This is a genomic window from Desulfatiglans sp. (assembly GCA_012513605.1).
In the GTDB taxonomy this organism is placed as follows: domain Bacteria; phylum Desulfobacterota; class DSM-4660; order Desulfatiglandales; family HGW-15; genus JAAZBV01.
Window position 1 is genome coordinate 1 of record JAAZBV010000120.1, and the last position, 18,143, is coordinate 18,143.

Genomic DNA, 18,143 nt, shown 5'->3' on the forward strand with positions numbered 1-18,143 from the left:
GAGCAGGAAAGCTATATAATGGCCAAAAATTTGAAATTTATTCATATTTATCTCTTCATGTAAAATTATTCATTACACTGTATAGTCAGATTGTAAAGGCCCTGATACAAGAACACGTTTGTAATATCTATATTTTATAAGAAAAAGCAAGGATATAAACAGTGTTATGTTTTCAGTGTGTCTGTTTAGCGTCCCTGCTTTACTGTTGTATAAAATACCCGCATCCATAAGCAGTATTAATGATTATATATAATTAATCCTCCAGAAGAAGTGGCAACCAAGGCATACCCTTTGACGGATGTGAATTACTGTCTAAGGGGTCAGTCCTTCTCTGATATTCTTTCAGGTTAGAGTAACCATCATTATCTTCGTCTTCATCAGCATCATTAACCAGAGGATCAAATCCATACTGGATCTCCCAGCCATCCGGCATTCCATCATCGTCTGTATCAGAGTCTAAAGGGTCTGTTTCACCTGAATCCACTACCCCGTTATGATTTACGTCCTCAACTCCATCAAAAATCCCATCGCCATCTGTGTCAGCATTTCCGGGATCAGTTTCCCCGGGATCAACTACACCGTTCCGGTTCGCGTCCTCATCTCCATCAGGAATTCCATCGCCATCTGTGTCCTTTAGAGCAGGATAATGCACAGTCTCCTGACTATAATCACTTACAACAGTATTCTGATTGTAGTTATGGGGAGCAGTATATGCCTGTACGGTAAGATAATAGGTGGTGTTAACAGCAAGACCTGTTACCTCCAACTGTGTTGTTGATTTACCATCTACTGTGCCAAAGGAGGTATAAGGTCCACCATGAGATGTACTGTATGATACAATGTATCCGCCCGGATCTGCAGTGTATGTGACAGGGGACCATTGAACTACAACAGTGCTTTCTGTTACATCTCCGGTTGTTACCTCTGTCGGTGCAACTGTCTGGGCATTAGCCCAGAGAGGATCTCTATTATTTAAAAATGTGATCAATCCGCTGTTACTGGTATGCAAGGCATTATATCTGATAATAAGATTGCTCAGATTGCCAAGAGCGGTCAAATTACTGGGGATTGTCCCTGTTAACTTGTTCCCGTATAAATAAAGGTATTGTAAATTGGTCATACTGCCCAGCGTTGATGGTATTGTTCCTGTAAGGGCATTATTATAAAGGATAAGATACTTGAGCTTTGACAGGCTACCAAGTCCGGATGGTATTGAACCGCTAAGCCCGTTATTATAAAGATAGAGATATTCCAGCTTGGTCAGATTCCCCAACTCTGAAGGAATTGAACCAGTCAGTTGGTTATCTCTCAAAATAAGGGCTGTCAGGTTGCTGAGATTTCCCAGTTGTGAAGGTATTGAACCGCTTAGTTCATTATTGTATAGAATAAGATTTTGAAGCTTCGTCAAATTGCCCAGTTCTGAAGGTATGGAACCTGTGAGCCCATTATCATTAAGATAAAGGTTTTTCAGGCTTGTCAGACCTCCCAGTGTTCCAGGAATACTGCCGGTTAAGGTGTTGTTATTCAGGTACAGGTCAGTAAGATTGCTTAAATTTCCAAGTTCCTGGGGAATTGTGTTGTCAAACTGATTGTAACCCATAGAAAGGATTTTTAAATTTGCCAGGCTTCCTAAGCCTGCCGGTATTGAGCCTTCTAGTTTATTGTTATTCAGATAAAGGGTAAAAAGGTTAACAAGGTTTACAAGCGAGGTGGGGATGGAACCTGTTAACTGATTGTCATGTAAATAAAGATACATCAGATTAGTGAGGTTGCCGAGGCTGGAAGGTATCTCTCCACTTAGACCATTACTGTATAACCATAAGCCTATAAGTTTATTGAGGCTCCCTAAACCGGAAGGTATGGAACCGGTTAACTGATTGTTGTTCAAAGAAAGTTTTAAAAGGTTGGTCAGGCTGCCAAGATCAGTTGGAATAGAACCAGTGAGTTCATTATTATTTAGTAGCAATTGCTGTAGATTAATTAAATTTATTAATTCTACAGGTATGGGGCCACTCAACTGATTGGAGCTTAATACCAGATCTCTAAGGTTGGTAAGGCTGCCAAGTGCTGAAGGAATATTACCCGTTAGTTGGTTATTATTCAGGTATAACTGATACAGGTTAGTTAGTTCATTTAAATCCTCTGGAATGGAATCTGTCAGCTCATTATTGTTTAGATACAGTTGATATAAATTTGTCAAATTTCCAAGTTCAGGAGGTATGGAGCCAGTGATCAGGTTGTTATTTAGATACAATTGATCAAGCTTATTCAGGCTACCCAGTTCCTTAGGGATTGTGCCTGTAAGTATATTGTTATTCAGGTATAGCTGGAAAAGATTACTTAAATTACCCAATTCCTTAGGTATGGGGCCTGTAAGCAGATTGTCATTCAGGCATAGTCGATAGAGATTACCCGGGGTGCCTAAACTTGCAGGAATAGAGCCGGTTAAACGATTATTATTCAGTAAAATTTCAGTAAGGCTGCTAATAGTGCCTAGTTGAGTAGGAATAACGCCTGTCAACTGGTTATAGCTTAAAGAAAGTATTTTGAGGCTAGTCAAATTTCCAAGGCTTACCGGTAGCTCACCACTTAACCTGTTGTTATTCAAAACAATATTAATTACATGATCATTTTCGATAGTGACTCCATACCAGGTATTTTCAGTCCCTGGCATTGAAAAACCATCTGCGTGTAGGGGAGCATCTTTCCACCCGCTTTTATTGGTCCAGCTATTATTGCCATCTGTTGCATCATAAAGTGCTACCAGGGCTTCTCTTTCAGGGTCAGGTATATCCCCATATGCAGTAAAAGGAATGGCAGACAGAAGTAGAAATATGAACAATATTAAAAATCTTTTGCCATGATGGGTATCTCTACAGAATAAAATCGAATACTGTAAGTTCATTTTTACACCTCTTGATTATTACCCGGGTTGCTCTTGAATTGATCAACTATAAATATTTTAAACTGCATCATAATATCAGAGAAAATGAATTATGTCTTGATATACTTAATTAAATCTTTAAAAGAGGCAATTAAGTCCGTTTTAAAAATCTCGACGCTTTTTAAGAAGATTTATAAATATAGTACCCCTTTGCATCAACATTTGCCCAACCACCCATGTGATGGAAAGATAAATTTCACCTGCCCTTAAAATCAGGCTGTATCTAAGATAACACATGAAAAATATTGCTTATGGCAAAATAATTGCATAAAAATAACGTGCATTGGTATATTTTTTCTAACAGGCCATAAATGGATATTTCAAATACATCTGATAGATACAAGCTTGACAGGGCAAAGAGGGTGCTGCACCAGACTCCTATGGCAATTGCAGTTACAGTTATGAATTCCCTTATTCTTGTTCTGTTACTTGTTGGTACCACACCTATGTACAGGCTTGTCATATGGTTATCAGCGGTTCTACTTATCAATATTATGCGCATCTTTGGGCAGATCAGGATGCATAAAATCGGAATAACCCCTGAAAATTTAAACCAGCATCTGAACATCTTTCTGGCGGCTCTAGCTGTCTCTGGAGCAATCTGGGGCTCTGCAGGGGTTTACCTTCTTCCTGATTCTTCCATAGCCCATCAGGTTTTCATAGTCCTAATGCTCGGAGGCATGGTTGCAGGCACAGTCGGGCTCTTTTCCTCTGTAATGGCTGCATTTTACTGCTTTTCTATACCTGCTTTTCTTCCTATTTGTATTGTATTTTTTCTCTATGGAGACAGTATTCATTTTCCTATGGGGGTCATGATAATCCTGTTCTGGGTGGTCATGGCTGTGACAGCAAAAAAACTCAACAGGGAATTGATAGAGGCGATATCCCTGAAGTATGAAAATATGGGGCTGATTTCCAGCCTGGAAAAAGAGGTGATTGTCAGAAAGGCGGTTGAAGAGAGGCTTATCCAGAAAAATAATGAGATAGAAAGCATTGTTGAAAAGCGTACTGCCGAACTGATAAATGCCAATAAACAGCTTCTAAAAGAGATTGAAGAGCGCAAGGAGGCAGTTAATGCCTTAAAAAGGAGTGAAGAAAAATACAGAGAACTTGCCAATTCTTTGCCACAGATAGTATTTGAGGCAGATGAGGCAGGTAATATTACCTTTGCCAACAGGAACGCATTCAGGGCGTTTGGTTATGAGACCGGTGACATTGAAAAAGGAATAAACCTTTTTCATATGGTTATCCCTGCTGACAGAGAAAAAATGCGTGAAAATTTCCAAAAGATTATCAGCGGGGTTGTGAAAAGAGGTAGTGAGTACACAGCGCTCAGAAAAGATGGATCGACCTTTCCTGTCCTGTCAGATGCTGAAATAATAAAAAAGGATGTCAATAGAGTAGGGATACTTGGAATCGCCATTGATCTTACAGATAAAAAAAATGAGGAACGAAAGCAGAGAGAGATAGAGGCGCAGCTCCAGCGTGCCCAGAAGATGGAGGCGCTCGGCACACTTGCAGGAGGGGTTGCCCATGATCTTAATAATATACTTTCAGGCATTGTAGGTTATCCGGACCTGCTGTTGATGCAGCTCCCTCCTGACAGCCCCTTCAGGAGACCAGTCATGACAATGCAGGAGTCAGGTAAAAAGGCGGCAGCAATTGTTCAGGACCTTCTTACTCTTACAAGAAGAAATGTAATAGTTGATAAGACAGTTAATCTGAATGATGTTATAAATGAGTATCTGGCCAGCCCTGAATTTGATAGGCTCATCTCCTATCACAGCACTGTAAAGATCAGAACTAGACTGGAAGATGGGTTGCTCAATATCAAGGGGTCGCCAGTACACCTGTTAAAGACAGTGATGAATCTTGTTTCAAATGCAGCAGAGGCATTGCCCGATGGCGGTGATATAATTATTTCCACTGAAAACAGATATCTTGATCAACCCCTCAGAGGATATGATGATGTTGCTGAGGGCGACTATGCTGTGATACGGATATGCGATAATGGCACTGGCATATCTCCACATGATATAGGCAGGATATTTGAACCCTTTTTTACAAAAAAGAGTATGGGGAAAAGCGGGACAGGGCTGGGTATGACGGTGGTCTGGGGCACTGTTAAGGATCACAATGGATATATAGATGTCAAGAGCGCGATAAACAAAGGCACTGAATTTACGCTATTTTTTCCTGTTACACGAGGAGCGATTGATCCAAAAGAGAGGGAAGAAGAGTTATCACTCTATTACGGCAGGGGAGAGAGTGTTCTGATTGTTGATGATATGAAATCTCAGATAGATATAGCCCGCGAAATGCTTGATCAGCTTGGCTATTCAGTATCTGCTGTTACAAGCGGAGAAGAGGCAATTGAATATATCAGACATCATAAAACAGACCTGGTTATTCTTGATATGATTATGCTGCCTGGCCTTGATGGCCTTGAGACATATAAGAGGATACTGGAGATAAATCCAGGGCAGAAGGCCATTATTGCAACCGGATTTGCTGAAACTATCAGGGTTAAAAGCACCATGTCGCTGGGGGCAGGGGCCTATATCAAAAAACCCTACACGCTTGTCACACTTGCAAAGGCGGTAAGAGCCGAACTTGGCAGGGGTAAATAGTAAAAAAACCTATATTAGTTAAGACAGCCGTAAAGGTATACTTTGATAGGTCTGTCACCAGATGATTGCCAGGCATTTTATTGAAAAGGTTGAAAAATAGAGCTATTCATGGAATCACTGCACCTATTTACTGATGGAAGTGTTAATCCCGCTACAAAAACAGGTTATGGCGCCTATATTGTTTTACGGGACACAGGTGCGCTACCCTCATCATTACGCGATCAGGTAAAGTTAAGGGTGTTTGAAAACACCACCCCTGTCAGGCTGGAGCTTGAGACACTGCTATGGGCTTTTAACGAAACAGGGCAATCGGGAGCAAAAATTATTGTATATACAGACTCTCAAAACATCATGAACCTGCCTGAAAGGCGCAGCAGACTTGAAAGAAATAATTATAAATCTGATAAAATGAGGCCGTTAAAGAATGCTGACCTGTATATTGAATTCTTCAGGATAAAAGAGATGCTTGACCCGGTTTTTATTAAAGTGAAGGGTCATATGGCCTCCAAGCATAAGGATAATATAGATAAACTGTTTGCACTCGTAGACATGGAAGCAAGAAAGGCGTTAAGAAAAATGAGGGGCTGAAATATCTGACGATATTCGGTCAGCCATCCTCTTCTGCTTTTTTGCAGAGTAAATTGGCAACTCTTTGCCTGTGCATACCCGAAAGAGGCACCTTTAATATCCCCTGCTGACAGCCTTGATTGCATCGGCGGCAGAGCTCGTTATTCCACCAGTGTAACCGGAACCTTCGCCTATAGGGATTATATTTCTTATGTTTACAGATTCAAAATTATTATTGCGTATAATCTTTACAGGAGATGATGTTCTTGTTTCCGGGGCCATCAATATTGCCTGCCCTGTAATAAACAACGGAACCTCTTCCTTCCATTTATTAAATGCAGCAACCAGTTCAGTGATCACAAAACCAGGCAGTATCTCTTTAAGGTCACAAGGAATGGTCCCTGTTTTACAGGAGTTTTTATTCAAAATAGCAGAGTGTTTTATGCCTAAAAAATCCATCAGGTTCTGAGCCGGTACATGCCAGTTTTCACCCCCCGCAATAAACGCTTTTTGCTCTATATCCCTTTGGAACTTAATGCCAGCCAGGGGGTTTGCTGATTTATAATCATCTCTCTTTACAGTTACAACCAGGGCTGCATTTGAAAAGGCTGAAGATCTGTGTGAGTAACTCATGCCGTTAAGAACCATCATGCCCGGCTCAGATGAGGCGTTAGCAACCTCACCTCCAGGGCACATGCAGAATGTATAAACCCCTCTCCGGTTGTTTCTGTTGGTATAATTCAGGGAATATGTGGCTGCCCCAAGTGTGTTATAATTGAAATATTTTTCACCATACCGCATAAGGTTGATGGTCTGCGCAGGATGCTCTATCCTCACCCCGACAGAGATGGGGCGCTGCTCCATTGCAACACCTTTTTTATGCAACATCTCAAATGTGTCTCGGGCAGAATGCCCCAAAGCGATAAAAATGCGTGAAGAAATATATTCCTTTTCATTATTTATGACAATCCCTGTTGCATTACCTTTGGATATTAAAAGATCTGTCATCTTTGAGTTGTAATAAATCTCACCGCCTCTCTGAAGTATATGGAGCCTTATATTGCTCACGATCCGGCACAACACATCCGTACCAAGATGTGGCTTGCCCATGTACTCTATTTCGCAAGGTGCTCCAAATCTGACGAAGGTCTTCAAAACCCGGTTTACATAGCTCGTATTATTATTTCTCCTTGAAAAGAGCTTGCCGTCAGAATAGGCCCCTGCCCCCCCTTCGCCGAACTGGATATTTGATTCAGGGTTTAATACCCTCTCTGTCATGAATCTGCTTATATCAAGGGAGCGCTCCTCTATCTGTTTACCCCTTTCAAATATTATGGGCCTGACTCCGCAATCCAGCAACTCAATGGCTGCGAACATACCGGCCGGCCCAAAACCCACTATTATTGGCCTCTCCTTTGTGTTTATGATTTTTTTCTCTTCAATTACAGGCTCATGGTACAGGGGTATGTTATGCCTGTTTTCGAAACTGTCATGAACGCTTACCACCAGTGTAAGCTTGTAATAGAACTGCTCTTTGTTACTCAGATCAAGTGATTTGCTGAGAATCTTGAATATAGTGATGTCCTCTACCCCAATCTCAAGCCTTTGGGAAATGGTATTCACATATGCATCAATGCCATCATCTTCAAAGGGAATCAATAGATCATTAATTATCAGATTCAAAGGAGCGCTCCTGTTACTGTTTTAATAACTCTGTTTTCTCCATGTGGAGTAAAATAAAGACAATCCCATAAAAAAGAAAATAAATCATGGTTAAAATGAAAAACCATTTTATCAAACTTTTATTTGCCTGTTACATTATTTTAGTGGTAATACAACCAAAAAGCCTGATCTTAAAATACACAAAAAGCCATTGTTTTGACTTTTGATTATGCCATTTAGCCATTTTGCCAATGCTGGCATTTTGGCTGAATGGATTTGAAATAAGAAAATATTTTCACCCTGAATCAGCTATTTGGCGGAAATGCCAGTATTGGCATTTCCGCCAAATGCTAAAAAATGAAGCCTGATTTTTCATATATCTTTTGCAGTAGTTTAAATATTTATTCGGTAATTTATATCGCTCATGCCGGATGGTATTGATTTTATGATGTGATTAGAAGTCTTGATAGGAACATGGATTTTGGAGATTTCATATGGGTTCAAAGTATTATGCGCATTCAGAAAATAAAAATAATGAAAAACATGATTTGGAAAAACATCTGCATGAAACCGCAAACCTTGCAGAATCGTTTGCATGTAGAACTGAATATCGGCATCTTTTCTATCTGGCCGGATTAATTCATGACTTGGGGAAATACCAAAAGGCATTTCAACTCTATCTTGAACATGGTGGGCATAAAGGCAGTGTCCCGCATGCATCATGGGGAGCAGGGTATGCCCGTTTAAACAGTTTACTGGAAACATCTATTGCTGTTGACGGGCACCATAAAGGTTTGCCTAACATAAGCCTGTGGAAGAGCGACACAGAACCATTTAAAAGAGGGGAGGTCAATAACTTTGAAGATGTTTTTAAAATCTTTAAAACCGAAAATAATATAGAAGAGGCCATAATTAGTAACAGGCCACTGACATGGCAAGAGCATTCCGAACGTGAATTTTTTATAAGGTATCTCTTCAGTGCCTTAACTGATGCTGACTGGCTTTCAACCGAACATCACTTTGATAGGGGAACCTTTGATAAACGACTCACCCCGGTCTTACCAGTTGATGAGATGTTAAAAAAGCTGGAAATGGAAATCTCCGCCAAACCCAAAGATGGCGAGATCAACAGGTTGCGGAATAATGCATTGAATCAAGTGATGCAAAAGGCCTCAATGCCCTGTGGATTTTATTCGCTTACACTGCCCACTGGTATGGGTAAAACCCTTGCTTCTGTTGCATGGGCATTAAAACATTCAAAAGAAAATAAACTAAAGCGCATTATTATAGTACTGCCCTATATCAACATAATAGACCAGACAGCGGAGATACTCAGAAGTATCTTTGGCGAGGAATGGGTTCTGGAACACCATTCAAATATAATCGAAGATTCGGAGTTGGTTTCTGATGAAAACGATAATTCCACTGATTTAATAAAGAAAAAAAGACTTGCATCCGAGAACTGGAACTACCCGATCATAGTAACCACCACCGTACAGTTTTTTGAATCACTCTTCAGCAACAAACCTTCCAGGTGCCGAAAAATCCATAATGTTTCTGAATCGGTAGTTATATTTGATGAGGTGCAGACCTTCCCTAAAGAGGTCATTTTGCCGACCCTTAAAATGCTTAAAGATGTTCAGAGAATAATGAATACCTCCTTTCTCTTTTGCACGGCTACGATGCCGGCTTTTGAAAAGAGAGAAGGATTTGAGGGTATAGATAGCATTTATCCGCTAATCGATAACCCTGATGAATTGTATAAAAAAACAAGACGGGTAAGGTATCATTTATTAAATGACCTGGAGCCAATAGTGATGCTTGTGCTCCTTGATACTGTTTTAACGGAAAAAACATCAACCCTTGTTGTTTTCAATACCAAAAAGGCAGCTCTTAAATTTTTTAATTCTATAAAAGAATCTCAAAACAGGGAAAGGATTTATCATCTGTCAACGGCTATGTGCCCCCATCATAGAAAGCAGGTAATTAGAGCCATAAGAGAAGATCTTGCAGATGAAAGGAAAATTTTGGTGGTCTCAACGCAACTGATTGAAGCGGGAGTGGATTTTGATTTTCCTGTTGTATTTCGCGCAATGGCTCCTCTTGAATCAATAATCCAGGCCGCCGGTCGGTGTAACCGTGAAAACAGGCTTGGCGCATCAGGAGGAAAGGTATTCTTATTTGATTTGAGGGATGGCGGGATGCCGGACAAGACATACGCAGCGTGCTCCCGGCATGCAATAGAATTCATTGGAACTGATATTGACCAGCTTTATGATTATGGGGTCTTCAAGAAATATTACACCCAGATATTAAACCTGTATGTAACCCCTGATAAATATAACATTGCCCAAGCCAGAGAAGATTTTAATTTCCAGACAGTAAATGACAGCTACCGCATAATTGAAAATGCCACACAAGGTCTGTTTGCATATTTTTACAGTGAGGAAAGTAAAAATTTATTTCATTCAATAGAGCACAAGGAATTTTTATCCAAAGAAGATTACAGAAAGATGCAGCCGTTCACAGTTCAGGTGTACAGGGATTTTATCTTTAAAAACCCTGAAACGTGTAAATTGATGCCACAGGGTTTTATGGTCTGGTATGGAGGTTATGACAGGGAAACAGGTGTTTCGGTTAACCCTGTAGATACTGAAAATTTGATTATCTAATCAAGGAGGGTGATATGCTTGATAACAGGATTGTAAAAGTAAAGGTTCAGGGAGATTATGCATGTTTTACAAGGCCTGATCTGAAGGTCGAGAGGATGTCATACCCCTGTATGACACCATCTGCAGCCAGGGGTATATTGGATTCTATACTCTGGAAACCGGAATTCCAGTGGTTTGTAAGGCGCATTCAGGTTTTAAAACCGGTTAGATTTGCTGCAATCAAGCGTAATGAGATCAAAACAAAGCAGGGAAGAACACCGATTTTGATAGAAGATAAGCGTGCCCAACGAAACAGCATTGTGTTAAGGGATGTTGCCTATATTATTGAAGCCTCTATTTACCAGAAAGAAAAGGACAATAAGAACAGACCTGAAAAATATATAGGAAGAAAAGGTATTGATGCTGAAAATGATGGAATTTTTACCAGACGTCTGAAAAAAGGGCAGTGCTGGAGAAGGCCTTATCTGGGGACGCGTGAATTTTCAGCAGAATTCACCCTGCCTGATGAAAGTGAAACTCCAATTCAGGAGACCATTCCGATCGGCAGCATGCTTTTTGATATCTTCTATGACGAGAATGGAAAACCACAGCCACTGTTTTTTCATGATGTAGCTATAAGGGATGGAATCCTAGACTGTGAAGAAGCCCCTGAAAGCAAGAAAATGCTGGATTCAAGCCATTTACGGCCACTAATAGACAGTGAGACCTCTGCATTGATCTATGACTTCACTGCGCAGGAAGAGGAGGCAGCCTTATGATCAGGGAACTTAGCGAATTAGGAAAAAGCCTCAGGGAAAAGAAGGCTGATAATGAATTTATCCATAATGCAATCCAGAAGGAATTTATATCAATTGAGCTTGTCATAACCAAAGATGGCACCTTTCATAGTTTTGTACCGGTAAACAAAATGCCTACTATTGCAGAGGCAATAACAGCAAAAAAAGGTAAGGCAAGGTTATTACTGGATAAAGCAGAAGAGGTATTGTGCCATGGGGGCAAAAAATCCGAAAAAAAACATCAACTGTTTCTAAAGAAACTGAATGGATATAGTAACCTGCCTGAACTGGAACCCATAATACGTTTCTATAATGATAATAAAGACAATGGTGTTAACAAGGCATTACAGGAATTTGAAGTAGCTTTCCCTGAAGAGAAAGACAGAAAGGGAAATATCGGGTTTAGGTTGAAAAATGAAGGAGAACGCATTCATGAAAAAACTGCTGTATTGAAGGAAATAATCAACAGATATGACTTGCTCCAAAAAGAAAAATTACAAAACCAAAGTAAAAAATGTTCTCTTTGTGGGGAGAGTACCTATCCGGTAGAAGATATACCACATGGAATGATAAAGAAAGTCCCTGATGGCCAGTCATCAGGCTGTGCCCTTGTTTCATATAACGAAAATGCCTATGAATCATATACGTTAAAGGGTAACGAGAATTCTTCGATTTGTACAAACTGCGCCAAAACATATGTGGAGGGACTGAACTGGCTATTGTCATCAGGCAATGAAATAATCGAAAGGGATAAAAAAGGAAAAGAAAAAACCTCCTTTCGTTATACAAACAGAAAGAGTTTCGGCGCCGATACGGCAATGGTTTACTGGACCCGCAGCAACAAGGGGTTGCCGGAGATTGACTATCTTGAATCCCCTAATCCGGAAGATATCACTCGTCTTATTGAATCCTTAACAACCGGTTCAGAAAAAGAAAGCCGTTACCTTGAACCGGATCAGTTCTACTCTTTCATCCTGTCAGGTTCAGCAGCCAGGGTGGTTGTGCGGGACTGGATTGAAACCAGCCTGTATGATTTCAAACTCTCAATAGCAAAATGGTTCAGAGATATCGCTATAGTTAAATATGATCAGGATTCCGGCAGCCTTAAAACGCACTATCCCAGATTGTATGACTTGGCAAGGTGCTGCCAGAGGATTAACAACGATGGCAGCTATGATAAGGATGATGTCTCTTTATCAAGGGTGGCAGGGTATCTGTGGAATGCCGCTTTGAAGAATACCATATTACCCATGAGTCTTTTAACAAAGGTTATTGAGCGTTCACGTATGGATAAAAATGGAGTAATGGCTGAGAGAGCAGCCTTAATAAAAATCATATTGAATCGACAAAATAAAGGAGGTGATTTTATGATTTCAGAAAAACTAAATGAGGAGAATAAACCGGTGGCATATGTGTGCGGGCAGGTTTTTGCAAAACTAGAGAGCATCCAGAAAGCTGCCTTGGGCGATCTGAATGCAGGTATCAGAGAAAGATATTTTACCTATGCCATGACCTTGCCTTCTGCGGCCTTTGGAAGGCTTTTTGATCTGAACTCAAAACATTACACAAAGATGAAAAATGAGAAACCGGGTCTTGCAATCACGCTTGATAAAGAACTTCAGGAGCTATGCAGGGATATTAATATCAATAACCTGCCGGTTACCTTTAAGCTTGAGGAAAAAGGGCAGTTTGCAATCGGATATTATCATCAGAAACAGGCGCAATACAGCGCCAATAAATCAAAGGAAAATCAGGAGGAAAAATAACATGAGTGAAATAGTAAAGAACAGATATGATTTTGTGTTTTTGTTTGACGTTAAAGATGGCAACCCCAATGGTGACCCTGATCAGGTTAACCTCCCAAGGGTCGATGCAGAAGATCAGCACGGTCTTGTAACAGATGTATGTATCAAGAGAAAAGTAAGGAATTTTGTAATGCTGGAAAAGCGCTTAAAAGACCCATATGATATTTTTATCAGACAGGAACAGGTCTTAAACAGAATCATAGATTCGGCTCAGGGAGATACAATTGAAGCACGTAAGAGTTCATTATGTGAAAGGTTTTATGATATCAGGGCATTTGGTGCTGTACTTTCAGTAGGTGAAAAAGGGGCAGGTACTGTTCGAGGCCCTGTACAGTTCACCTTTTCACGATCTGAAGACCGGATATATCAGGCAGAGCATTCTATTACAAGGTGTGCGGTAACAACTGAAGAAGAGGCAAAAAAGCAGGAGAAACGCGAATTTGCTTCAACATTTGGCCGTAAATCAACTGTACCATATGCTCTTTACAGGATGCATGGCTTTATTTCTGCTGTTGATGCTGCAAAGACAAAATTTAATGAAGATGATCTAAAGTTGCTTTGGAAGTCTTTAATTAATGCCTTTGAAAATGACCGGGCTGCTGCACGAGGGGAAATGAATCCAATAAAACTGGTGGTTTTTAAACATGAGCACCATTTAGGAAATGAGCTTTCTGGGCGGTTATTCAAAAGGGTTGTTATTACCAAGAATAATGATCTGCCAAGAAAAATAGAGGATTACACGATCACTGTGGATAAATCGAATCCACCAACTGGAATTAAGATCATGAGTTGGCCTGAAGATAATTTATATTAATTAGTTTAACCTCATAGATTTGCAACTGTTTTAACAAATTAGTTAAAAAAGTTGCTTGAAAACGAGGTAACCATGCCCGATCAAAAAGAGAATGATCCTTTAAGGCTCATCCCGGCACACGGCGGATACCGTGACCTCAAGTCTTATCAGATGTCCGAGATTGTTTATGATGCCACTGTGGCCTTCTGTGACAGGTTTATCTCAAAGTTTTCACGCACCCATGACCAGATGGTTCAGGCAGCGCGAAGCGGTAAGCAGAACATTGCAGAGGGGTGCATGGCAAGCGGCACATCAAAAAAGACAGAGCTTAAACTGGTTAATGTTGCAAGGGCAAGCCTTGAAGAGCTGCTTTTGGATTACCAGGATTTTCTCAGGCAAAAGGGGCTGCTTCTCTGGGAAAAGGAAAACCCGGTTGCTAAAAAGGTTAGGGGGCTTTGCTACCAGGAGAATAGGTCTTATAAGACCTATAGGACTTATATTGAAGTTGATTCTGAGGAGATCGCAGCTAACACAGTCATCTGTGTTATCCACCAGACCAACTACCTGCTTGACCAGCAGTTAAGAACCCTTGAAAAGGATTTTGTTAATGAGGGCGGTTTTACTGAGCGGTTACACCGGGTAAGAACAGAGGCGAGAAAATGGAACAAGAGCAAATAATATACTCCGAGGATGACCTTTTGCCACTTTCAGGTTTGCAGCATATTATCTTCTGCAAAAGGCAGGCTGCCCTTATTCATATTGAGCAGGCATGGGCAGAAAACCTGCTTACTGCCGAAGGCAGGATCATGCATGACAAGGTGCACGAAGGGGGGAGCGAATCAAGGGGGGATGTCCGGGTTGAGTATGCAATGCCTTTGCGTTCTCTTAAGCTGGGGTTAATAGCCAAGGCTGATGTTGTTGAGTTTCACAGGGTGAATAACCCTGAAGATGGTAAGGTGATAAAATGGCAGCCCTTTCCTGTGGAGTATAAGCATGGCAAACCCAAAAAAGATAATTCTGATAAGGTGCAGTTATGCGGCCAGGCAATGTGTCTTGAAGAGATGCTTAACGTCAGGGTAGGGCAGGGGGCCTTGTTTTATGGGGCTGTCAGAAGGAGAGAGGATGTTGTTTTTGATGATGAGTTAAGGCAATTTACCCAGGGTGTGGCAATGGAGTTTCATGAACTCGTATTGAGCGGGATTACACCAAAGGGGGTGTATTCAAAAAAATGTGACAATTGTTCCCTTTATGAACTGTGTCTGCCAAAGACAGTCAGTAAAAACCGAAGGATAAATAATTTCTTGAAAGAGATGGTGCTTGAGAAATGAAAAAACATTTGAACACCCTGTTTGTAACAACCCAAGGGGCTTACCTCAACAAAGAAGGTGAGACAGTGGTTGTGAATGTGGAAAAGGAGGTAAAGCTCAGGCTCCCCATACACACCATTGGTGGAATCATCTGTTTTGGCAATGTGATGTGCAGCCCTTATCTATTGGGTTTTTGCGCTGAAAAGGATGTTGCTGTCAGCTTTCTCACTGAAAATGGCAGGTTTCTTGCCAGGGTCCAGGGGCCGGTATCAGGTAATGTGCTCTTAAGAAGGGAGCAGTATCGAAGGGCAGATAACCCGGAGGCAACCGCTCATATAGTAAAATCCATATTGACCGGAAAGCTTGCCAACTGCCGAACAGTGCTCAAAAGGGCATTAAGGGATCACCCTGATAAAATAAATGTGGAGGCAGTAAAAGAAGTCGCAGACAAATTAGGATACTCTCTTGATCGATTGCAGGAGGATCTACCTCTTGATGTGTTAAGGGGCATAGAGGGCGAGGCTGCAAGGGCCTATTTCAGCGTATTTGATCACCTGATAATTGCACAAAAACAGGAATTTTATTTCAGGGAACGTAACAGAAGACCGCCCCTTGACCGTGTTAACTGCCTGCTTTCATTTATATACACAATCGTGATGCATGATGTGAGGTCTGCCCTTGAGACAACCGGGCTTGACCCGGCAGTGGGCTTTTTGCACAGGGACAGGCCAGGCAGGCCAGGACTTGCCCTTGATATGATGGAGGAGTTCAGGCCATTTTTGGCAGATCGAATGGCTCTATCCTTGATTAATCTCAACCAGCTTAAACCCGAAGGTTTTACCACTGTAGAGTCAGGCGCGGTAATCATGGATGATGAAACCAGAAAGACGCTTCTTACCACTTACCAGAAACGAAAACAGGATACTATTGACCACCCTTATCTGAATGAAAAGGTGACTATTGGTATTTTGTTTTATACCCAGGCCCTGCTTATGGCTAGATTCTTGCGCGGTGATATAGACGGATATCCGCCTTTTATTTGGAGGTGAAAGAGTATGCTTGTGGTGGTTTGTTATGATGTAGATACAACCGATCCTGAAGGGCCTCGCCGGTTAAGGCGTGTAGCAAAGACCTGCAAGGATTATGGGCAGAGGGTGCAGTTTTCTGTTTTTGAATGCCAGGTAGACCCGGCACAGTGGACAGCGCTTAAACAGAAGCTGATAGATAAGATAGATGAGAGTACAGATAGCCTGCGGTTTTATTTTTTGGGCGCAAACTGGCGGAACAGGGTAGAGCAGGTGGGGTTGAAAAAATCCTATGACCCTGATGAACCAATGATTGTCTGATGGTTCTGCGAACCTGTAGTTCAAAAAAGGGATAATGATGAAAACCCTTGAGGGGCAAGGGTTTGAAAGGTTTTTATGAGAGAGTGGTTCGCAAGGGGAAATGAGCTGTAATATTAACAGGTTATTGATAAGCTCTTTGAAAACTGATTATTTTTTTACCATTTTAAAAAGGGTTCGCAGAATATGGTTGTATATTTATGAAATATCAGTAGTTTATAGTTGTACAGTCGCTCCCCCCGCGGGAGCGTGGATTGAAACAAGCAAGCCAGAAGATCAAGAAATAGAGACAAGTGTCGCTCCCCCCGCGGGAGCGTGGATTGAAACTCACAGGCTGTTATATCATCATTGTTACAGTCAAGTCGCTCCCCCCGCGGGAGCGTGGATTGAAACTTGTTGAGGTGGTTATTTGTTCCTTTAGTAGTTGTCGCTCCCCCCGCGGGAGCGTGGATTGAAACTGAGTTACTAGGAAAAATTGCCGATAATACTTCGTCGCTCCCCCCGCGGGAGCGTGGATTGAAACTCAGCATCAATTTTCATAGCTTTCAGCGCAGCCAGGTCGCTCCCCCCGCGGGAGCGTGGATTGAAACTACAACTATGTCCAGGCATGCCCCGCCATCATGAGGGGTCGCTCCCCCCGCGGGAGCGTGGATTGAAACACTGATAATTGATCATTGAAATTAAGGCTCATCGTCGCTCCCCCCGCGGGAGCGTGGATTGAAACAAAACACGTCCGCCTCAATATTGATGTATGAAGTGTCGCTCCCCCCGCGGGAGCGTGGATTGAAACTAATTGGGGAGTAGGTTTAAGGTGGGGTAAGGCAGTCGCTCCCCCCGCGGGAGCGTGGATTGAAACATACCAGGGGGCATTGTATCTCAAGATAGGGGATGTCGCTCCCCCCGCGGGAGCGTGGATTGAAACTGGTGAAAGAGCCCACCTGTATAGTTTTAGGCGTCGCTCCCCCCGCGGGAGCGTGGATTGAAACCTGAATCGGTTGCATTTGGATTGCCCAAATCTACAGGTCGCTCCCCCCGCGGGAGCGTGGATTGAAACTCGATATTATCGGCAACGGCTATGACCTAATGATGTCGCTCCCCCCGCGGGAGCGTGGATTGAAACATTCTTTTTTCTTTTGTAACTTTGTTATAGACACGTCGCTCCCCCCGCGGGAGCGTGGATTGAAACAACAGGCTCCCATTATGCCACCTGATCCCATAGTCGCTCCCCCCGCGGGAGCGTGGATTGAAACAAAAACCAATAAATCTTTTAAGAAAGTACTTAAACGTCGCTCCCCCCGCGGGAGCGTGGATTGAAACATATAGCCTCGATGATTGCATACCATATCAATGTCGCTCCCCCCGCGGGAGCGTGGATTGAAACGTGGATATTATACAGACTACGAAAGTGCATATGGTCGCTCCCCCCGCGGGAGCGTGGATTGAAACATTCTGGCAGCCATTAACCCCATTTTCCTGTATCGTCGCTCCCCCCGCGGGAGCGTGGATTGAAACATATAATTCCATTACAGGTATTACAAACATCCAGTCGCTCCCCCCGCGGGAGCGTGGATTGAAACTGGCGACCGTGTGGGGTATTAGAAAGGTAATCAAAGTCGCTCCCCCCGCGGGAGCGTGGATTGAAAC

12 protein-coding genes and 1 CRISPR repeat array are annotated in these 18,143 nt (G+C 42.1%); of the genes, 10 read left to right on the forward strand and 2 right to left on the reverse strand.

The window, feature by feature from the left end; translation table 11 throughout:
* Nucleotides 1-253: 253 nt before the first annotated feature.
* Complete coding sequence (locus tag GX654_16000) at nt 254-2,905, reverse strand: hypothetical protein (GenBank protein NLD38364.1); 2,652 nt, start codon at nt 2,903-2,905, stop codon at nt 254-256.
* A gap of 350 nt (nt 2,906-3,255) precedes the next feature.
* On the opposite strand from GX654_16000, the gene GX654_16005 reads away from it, so the two are divergent.
* Both GX654_16005 and GX654_16010 read left to right on the forward strand, forming a co-directional pair.
* Nucleotides 3,256-5,574: a response regulator gene (locus GX654_16005; GenBank protein ID NLD38365.1), complete on the forward strand. Its 2,319-nt coding sequence runs from the start codon at nt 3,256-3,258 to the stop codon at nt 5,572-5,574.
* A 108-nt stretch (nt 5,575-5,682) separates the two neighbouring features.
* Nucleotides 5,683-6,162, forward strand: a complete 480-nt coding sequence (locus GX654_16010) for a ribonuclease H (protein NLD38366.1) — start codon at nt 5,683-5,685, stop codon at nt 6,160-6,162.
* Between the two features lie 93 nt (nt 6,163-6,255).
* Here GX654_16010 and GX654_16015 read toward each other — a convergent pair whose 3' ends face one another.
* The gene (locus tag GX654_16015; GenBank protein ID NLD38367.1) at nt 6,256-7,824 is read right to left on the reverse strand and encodes a dehydrogenase; all 1,569 of its coding nucleotides are present in this window, start codon (nt 7,822-7,824) and stop codon (nt 6,256-6,258) included.
* A 473-nt stretch (nt 7,825-8,297) separates the two neighbouring features.
* On the opposite strand from GX654_16015, the gene cas3 reads away from it, so the two are divergent.
* The 8 genes from cas3 (at nt 8,298) to cas2 (ending at nt 16,502) form a co-directional block, all read left to right on the forward strand.
* Nucleotides 8,298-10,475: a CRISPR-associated helicase Cas3' gene (gene cas3 / locus GX654_16020; GenBank protein NLD38368.1), complete on the forward strand. Its 2,178-nt coding sequence runs from the start codon at nt 8,298-8,300 to the stop codon at nt 10,473-10,475.
* 14 nt (nt 10,476-10,489) lie between these two features.
* The gene (gene cas5c, locus GX654_16025; GenBank protein NLD38369.1) at nt 10,490-11,233 is read left to right on the forward strand and encodes a type I-C CRISPR-associated protein Cas5; all 744 of its coding nucleotides are present in this window, start codon (nt 10,490-10,492) and stop codon (nt 11,231-11,233) included.
* On the forward strand, nt 11,230-13,017 hold the full coding sequence (gene cas8c, locus GX654_16030; protein NLD38370.1) for a type I-C CRISPR-associated protein Cas8c/Csd1: 1,788 nt from the start codon (nt 11,230-11,232) through the stop codon (nt 13,015-13,017). Before cas5c ends, cas8c begins: the two co-directional genes overlap by 4 nt.
* A 1-nt stretch (nt 13,018) precedes the next feature.
* Nucleotides 13,019-13,870 carry a type I-C CRISPR-associated protein Cas7/Csd2 gene (cas7c, locus tag GX654_16035; protein ID NLD38371.1) on the forward strand — a complete coding sequence of 284 codons (852 nt, stop codon included), beginning with the start codon at nt 13,019-13,021 and terminating at the stop codon, nt 13,868-13,870.
* 72 nt (nt 13,871-13,942) lie between these two features.
* Nucleotides 13,943-14,527 carry a four helix bundle protein gene (locus GX654_16040; protein NLD38372.1) on the forward strand — a complete coding sequence of 195 codons (585 nt, stop codon included), beginning with the start codon at nt 13,943-13,945 and terminating at the stop codon, nt 14,525-14,527.
* A complete protein-coding gene (cas4, locus tag GX654_16045; protein ID NLD38373.1) occupies nt 14,509-15,177 on the forward strand; it encodes a CRISPR-associated protein Cas4 in 669 nt (222 codons plus the stop codon). The genes GX654_16040 and cas4 overlap by 19 nt, the downstream gene beginning before the upstream one ends.
* Nucleotides 15,174-16,205: a type I-C CRISPR-associated endonuclease Cas1 gene (gene cas1c / locus GX654_16050; protein ID NLD38374.1), complete on the forward strand. Its 1,032-nt coding sequence runs from the start codon at nt 15,174-15,176 to the stop codon at nt 16,203-16,205. Before cas4 ends, cas1c begins: the two co-directional genes overlap by 4 nt.
* Nucleotides 16,206-16,211: 6 nt before the next feature.
* Nucleotides 16,212-16,502, forward strand: a complete 291-nt coding sequence (gene cas2 / locus GX654_16055; protein NLD38375.1) for a CRISPR-associated endonuclease Cas2 — start codon at nt 16,212-16,214, stop codon at nt 16,500-16,502.
* A 226-nt stretch (nt 16,503-16,728) separates the two neighbouring features.
* Nucleotides 16,729-18,142: direct repeats of the CRISPR family, unit length 31 nt; unit sequence GTCGCTCCCCCCGCGGGAGCGTGGATTGAAA.
* The last annotated feature ends 1 nt before the right edge of the window (nt 18,143 follow it).